This window comes from Actinophytocola sp. (genome assembly GCF_050699915.1).
Classification (GTDB): Bacteria; Actinomycetota; Actinomycetes; order Mycobacteriales; family Pseudonocardiaceae; genus Actinophytocola.
Window position 1 is genome coordinate 1 of record NZ_JBOHGA010000321.1, and the last position, 5,379, is coordinate 5,379.

Sequence of the window (5,379 nt, forward strand, 5' to 3'; positions counted from 1 at the left end):
CCGTCGACCTGGTGCCGGGCCGGGCGGACCGGGTCGGCGTCGGGGTTCGCCGGGCGAGCCGGTCGCCGGACACCGACCTCGCGCTGCCGGGCGGGACGGTGCGGGTGTCGATCGCCGACGTGGGCGTGCAGGTGACCACGGCGCCGGGCGTGCGGTCGAAGGGGCCGACGCGGGAGGTGCACGCGGCGCCGCGGCGCGGGCCCGGCGTGGTGCACCTGTTCGAGGTGGTGCTGACGACGTCCGGGGTGCGGGTGTACCAGGACGGTCTGGCCGTGGCGTCCCGCGATGTCGTGCCGACGTGGCGGGAGGCGTCGGTGCTGCTGGGGTTCCGAGGGCCGGACGGGCGGCGGTCGCGGGTGCACGTGGCGTCGGCCGGGTTCACCGGGCCGGCGGCGGCGCGGGCGGGCGTCGTGGAGGCGGCGGTGCTCGCGGGGACGCAGCGGGTGCTGGGGTCGACTGATCAGGAGCCGGGCATCGGGATCGCGCGGACGCCGCTGCGGTCGGCGCGGTCCGCGCGGGTGGTGGCCACGCTGACGATGACGCCGGAGCTGGACCCGCGGCGGGTGGTGGTGCAGCTGGGCGGGTTGCGGGTGCCGGCGCGGCCGACGGTGGCGGTGCCGCCACGGGAGCCGGGTGCGGCGCTGACCGTGGTCGCGGACGTGCCGCGGTCGCTGCTCGGTGAGAACGGGCCGGACACGCTGGCGCCGTTCGTGGTGCGGGCGCCGGGGGCGAGCGCGCAGTCGTCGCTGCTGGAGACGTATCTGGAGATCACGCCGGTGGCCGGCTGGTCGGCGCCGACCGAGCGGGCCGCGAAGGCGCCGGCCCGGGCGGACGCGCTGCCGTCGGTGGAGGCGGTGCTGGGGAATGCGGCGGGGAAGCCGCTCCAGAGCACGACGGTGCCGCGGCGGGGGCATGTGGTGCTGCGGGTGACGCTGGATCCGGCGTACGCGCAGTGGGACACGGGTGCGGTCGGTGGCGTGCAGGGCCTGCAGGTGCGGCTCGACGGTGCGCTAGTGGCGGGCATCCCGACGTCGGCGGACGGTCCGGGTGTCGGCGGGAGCTATGCGGTGTCGATCGCGGTGGGCCGGCTCGACCACGGGCCGCACTCGATCGAGGTGCGCGAGTACGGGATGGGCGACGAGCGTCCCGTGTCGGCGTTGTTGAACTTCGTGATCAGTTGATGTTCTCGACCACGGCCTCGGCGACGGCCTTCATCGTGGCGCGCCGGTCCATGGCGGTGCGCTGGATCCAGCGGAAGGCCTCCGGTTCGGAGAGGCCCTGCTTGGACATGAGCAGGCCCTTGGCGCGTTCGATCAGTTTGCGGGTCTCCATGCGCTCGGTGAGCGTGGCGACTTCCGTCTCGAGGGCGGCGAGCTCGGAGAACCGGCTGACCGCGAGCTCGATGGCGGGGACGAGATCATGCTTGGCGAATGGCTTGACGAGGTAGGCCATGGCGCCGGCCTCGCGGGCGCGCTCGACGAGGTCGCGCTGGCTGAACGCGGTGAGGATGACGACCGGAGCGATCCGATCGCCCGCGATGGCCGCGGCCGCGTCGATGCCGTCCATCTTGGGCATCTTCACGTCGAGGATCACGAGGTCGGGCTTGAGCTCGGTGGCCATCGCGACGGCCTGCTCGCCGTCGGCCGCCTCGCCGGCGACGTGGTAGCCCTCTTCCTTCAGCATCTCGACGAGGTCGAGCCGGATGAGCGCCTCATCCTCGGCGACGAGGACACTCCGCTGCACGGCGGCCTGTTCGGTCACCGGGGTCCTCCTGAGGTCTCGGGTGCTGAGGGAAACACCAGCCTACCGGCGCCCGCCCGCGGGCCCGCCCCCTCCGAGACGGTGATCACCATAATGTAACGAACTGGCAACACGCCCCGACATCACCGCACGTCGGCCCCTGTTGATCGACACCCCATCCCTCGCGAACGGTGACACCGGGATCCCGTAAAGTCGTCGGCCGAGCCCCCGTAGCCCAATCGGCAGAGGCAACGGATTCAAAACCCGTCCAGTGTGCGTTCGAATCGCACCGGGGGCACCCTCGCCGACCACCTCTGAGCAGGCCTTTCACCTGCGAGGATGCCCCCAAACGCGATCATGACCCGTCCGGCTCTGTCCGGCCAGGACCGGCGGAATCCGGCTGACCGCTCCCTATTTGCTCCCGAGTTTCGCCCCACCCAAGCGCCCGCTCGATCCGCTCGTGCGCCGCGGCTTCAAGGCCGGCGATCACCTTCGCGTAGATCTGGTGAAGCACCGCAACGGAGTGGCCGGCCCACTCGGCGCACTGAGTGGACGGGACGCCGGCCGCCAGCCACGTCGACACACACGCATGCCGAAGGTCGTACGGCCGCCGCGCCAGAAGCGACCCGTACTCCGACTCCGTGAGCGCCTCCTTGCGGGCCTTGTCCCACACACGGGCGATGGTCGACTCGGCGATGTCACCACCGGTGAGACTTCGGAACAGCCGCCCATCAGCCGCCGTCCCGAACCGCTCCAGGTGCTGGTGCAGGATGACGGTCAACGGCGGCGGGGAAGGTACATGCCGCACCTCACCAACGGCACGTTGTTTGAGCTGCCGGCGATCGCGGCGTTCCCCGGAGTCCGTCCATGACGCACCAGCGATCGGAGCGGCCTCGGACAGCAGCAGCTCACCCCAGCCCCGTTCCGGGAGCTGAACGTCCTCCTTGGACAACATGGCCGCCTCTTCCGGTCGCAGCGCCGCGTAGTACATGACAGCGAAGAAGGCTTTCAACATCGGCCCGGAGGACCGCCGAGGTTGCCCATCGATCCATTGCGCGCTCACCGCGTCCAACAGTCGCTCACCCTGCCGGACGTTGATCACCACCCGCTTGTCGATCGCACGGACAGTCTTCGGCGCTGTCCACTTCACCTCGGGCAGGTTGTTGCTCCCGAGCACCTTCAACTCAGTCGCGTAGTCCAACGCGTTGTGCAGGACCGCTCGCTTCCTCATGAAGGTCTTCGCTGCGGCTTGCTTGCCATCCAACTTGGACGACAGAGCATCGAGCGCCTCCCTCAACGCCGCGACGTCCTCCAGGCGAGAAACGGGCAAGGTGTGGTTCGAGATCCACTTCAACGCCCGAATGACTTCGGCCGGCTTGCTCAGCTCTCGCCGCTTCGTGTTGAAGGCCCAGCCCGTGAGGGCGCGCCGAACAGTTCGGTCATCCGGCTTGCCCTTGTCCGTCGTGAACATGACCGGCGTGACGGTCGCAAGTGCATCGGCATTCCCCGCACGAGACTTCGCCGCCGCCCGCGGCCACTTCATGTCGATGTACTTCACTGCGAAGTCGAACCAGCTCATCACGTTCTTCGCACGAACCATCGACACCGGAAGTCCCTCAACCGGGTCGAACGCCTCTCCACGACGAGCAGCGGTCATGAGTTCGGATCGGAAGCTGTCCGCGTGCGCGTTAGTGCTGAACGGGCGCCGGAAATGCTCCTTGCCAACAAACCAGTGAACGCGGTAGTTCGTGCCCCGCTTGCCTTGGCGCGCCTCGATATTCCAAATCTTGACGTCGTACGAAGCGTCCATCAGGCCGCCTCCTCATGGGAGTCCAGCCAGCGCTCGTACTCGACACGCCGAATACGGATGTCGCCGTTCGGGAGCTTGATGCAGCGTGGCGCACGCCTCTTCGCCCGCCACTCGTAGAACGTGGACCGCGCGATACCCAGGTCCGCGCACACCTCGTCGATGGTCAAATGCCGGTCACACCCCACGCGCTTCCCCTCCCCCATGTCAGGCCGCCACCCCAGTTGCCGAAAGATCTGGCGGCGGTCCCTGAGCTGCGAGTAGCGCCCGGTCGTACTCGGCTCTCCACTTGATCCGCTCCGCGATCGCATGCATGAGCAGGTGATCCCTCGGCGGCTGGTGAGGGTCGCCAGGCTGGACCTTCTGCCACATCAGCCGCGACCGATCTGGCTCTGGCATGGTGATCCCGACCGCCGCCAGCGATTCCAGGACGAACGCCTTGCGGTCTGCCTTGTGGTCGGCGAGCGTCTTGCCCGACCACTTCCGCGACACCAGCACCCGCCGGCCCGGGATCCCGAGCGTGGTCCGCCGATGCGCCCTGCTCTTGCACCGACCCGGATGCGTCCGCGAGCTGGCACCCAGCGGCTGGACCCCGTAGAGCAGCCACACCGCACAGCGCGGCGAGCACGGCGTGACGCGCAGCTCCTCGTGTAGCCGGTCATGGTGTGCCCGCTGCCGGTCGGAGTCGGCCTCGATCACCTCACCGGTGCTCTTGGTGAGGTACTTCGTGAGGTAGCCGATGTGCCGCCCGGCCTCGTCAGAGCCGCCGAGGATGCCCTTGGAGTGCACCTGCCGCCCGAACGTCACGACGTGCACCGGCTCTTCCACCGCGTCCAGTGCCTCGCCCCACGGCGTCAGCGGTTGGCGGGTGGTCGGGTCGACGAACCGGCCGCCCTCCCATACCGGCAGCTCGTCGCCGAAGTAGACGAGCTCGTCGTGGGCCGGCCACCACACCTGGTGATAGGTGGCCGCGGTGACCTGGCGCAGTACCTCGTGCGGAATCGATCCGCGGAGCGCGGCATGCAGGTGCGGCGCTACCCGCTTCTGCGGCTCGACCGTGGCGAAGTACTGCACGTCCCAGCCGACGACCCGCCGCAGGTTCTGCCACCACCGGTCCACCAGCGCGGCGAAGTGCACGGCATCCCGAGCGGCCCGCCGGTAGTCATACGAGCCCGGATCAACAGGCGTCCCGTCATCCCGCGCGCGCCCGTAGCTGTCACACGTCAGCGTGACGAACATCGACGGCCGGAACCGCCCGGCGAACTCCCGCCCAAGCGTCCGCTTCTCCACCCGCCGCCGAGGCAACTCCGGAGCGTCCTGCCGCCGCCTCGTCGACCGCTTCGGAGACCGCTTGGCCGGACCTTCCGGGTTCGGTAGCCGGCCGCGCATGCCGAGTTGCCGAAGTTCCGCATCCACGGAGCGGATCTCGTCGAGCAGCTCGTCACCCTCGACGCCGTCGACCCGCCGGTAGGCGGCCACCAGGTCGGCCCGCAGCTCCAGCAACGCCGTCTGGTCCGCAGTCGGCTCGTCCGGGGTGAAATCCGGTTCCTCGGCAAGGTGCCAACCCTCCCGACATTGGACCATCCGCAGCGCGCGAGCCTTCCGCGCACACGGTCCACACTGCGACTCCACAGTGGAGCCACACGGCATCGGGACGTACCGCAGCTCCCCCGTGTCGAGGTCCCCAACCTCCATCGTGAACGGTCGGGACTGCCCCGAGTTTGGTTGACGGTTCGGTGTGGTGGTGTCAGGCCGCGTGTGCGGCGGTGTGGATGGTCTCAAATTCGACTGGGGTGAGTCTGCCGAGGCGGCGTTGCCGGCGTCGGCGATGG

At 69.4% G+C, this 5,379-nt stretch carries 4 protein-coding genes, 1 tRNA gene and 1 pseudogene; 2 read left to right on the plus strand and 4 right to left on the minus strand.

The window, feature by feature from the left end; genetic code table 11:
- Positions 1–1,181, plus strand: a 1,181-nt coding sequence (locus ACRDSK_RS31455; protein WP_431445029.1) for a hypothetical protein, incomplete at its 5' end; no start/stop codon positions are given.
- Here the strand turns inward: ACRDSK_RS31455 and ACRDSK_RS31460 are convergent.
- Positions 1,174–1,761: an ANTAR domain-containing response regulator gene (locus ACRDSK_RS31460; protein WP_431445030.1), complete on the minus strand. Its 588-nt coding sequence runs from the start codon at positions 1,759–1,761 to the stop codon at positions 1,174–1,176. The genes ACRDSK_RS31455 and ACRDSK_RS31460 overlap by 8 nt on opposite strands.
- 203 nt (positions 1,762–1,964) lie before the next feature.
- Here ACRDSK_RS31460 and ACRDSK_RS31465 point away from each other — a divergent pair.
- Positions 1,965–2,038 (plus strand) — tRNA-Leu (locus ACRDSK_RS31465).
- A gap of 57 nt (positions 2,039–2,095) precedes the next feature.
- Here the strand turns inward: ACRDSK_RS31465 and ACRDSK_RS31470 are convergent.
- The 3 genes and pseudogenes from ACRDSK_RS31470 to ACRDSK_RS31480 all read right to left on the minus strand — a co-directional run.
- Positions 2,096–3,550 (minus strand): tyrosine-type recombinase/integrase, encoded by a 1,455-nt coding sequence (locus tag ACRDSK_RS31470; protein WP_431445031.1) that lies wholly within the window; start codon positions 3,548–3,550, stop codon positions 2,096–2,098.
- The gene (locus tag ACRDSK_RS31475) at positions 3,550–3,753 is read right to left on the minus strand and encodes a helix-turn-helix transcriptional regulator (RefSeq protein ID WP_431445033.1); all 204 of its coding nucleotides are present in this window, start codon (positions 3,751–3,753) and stop codon (positions 3,550–3,552) included. The genes ACRDSK_RS31470 and ACRDSK_RS31475 overlap by 1 nt, the downstream gene beginning before the upstream one ends.
- Position 3,754: 1 nt before the next feature.
- Positions 3,755–5,254, minus strand: a pseudogene (locus ACRDSK_RS31480) (replication initiator); the annotation flags it as partial.
- Between the last annotated feature and the right edge of the window lie 125 nt (positions 5,255–5,379).

Excerpts from the sequence above, each read along its gene's own strand:
- ACRDSK_RS31475 (WP_431445033.1), bottom strand. The coding sequence starts at position 3,753 with ATGGGGGAGGGGAAGCGCGTGGGGTGTGACCGGCATTTGACCATCGAC.
- ACRDSK_RS31470 (WP_431445031.1), bottom strand. The coding sequence starts at position 3,550 with ATGGACGCTTCGTACGACGTCAAGATTTGGAATATCGAGGCGCGCCAA.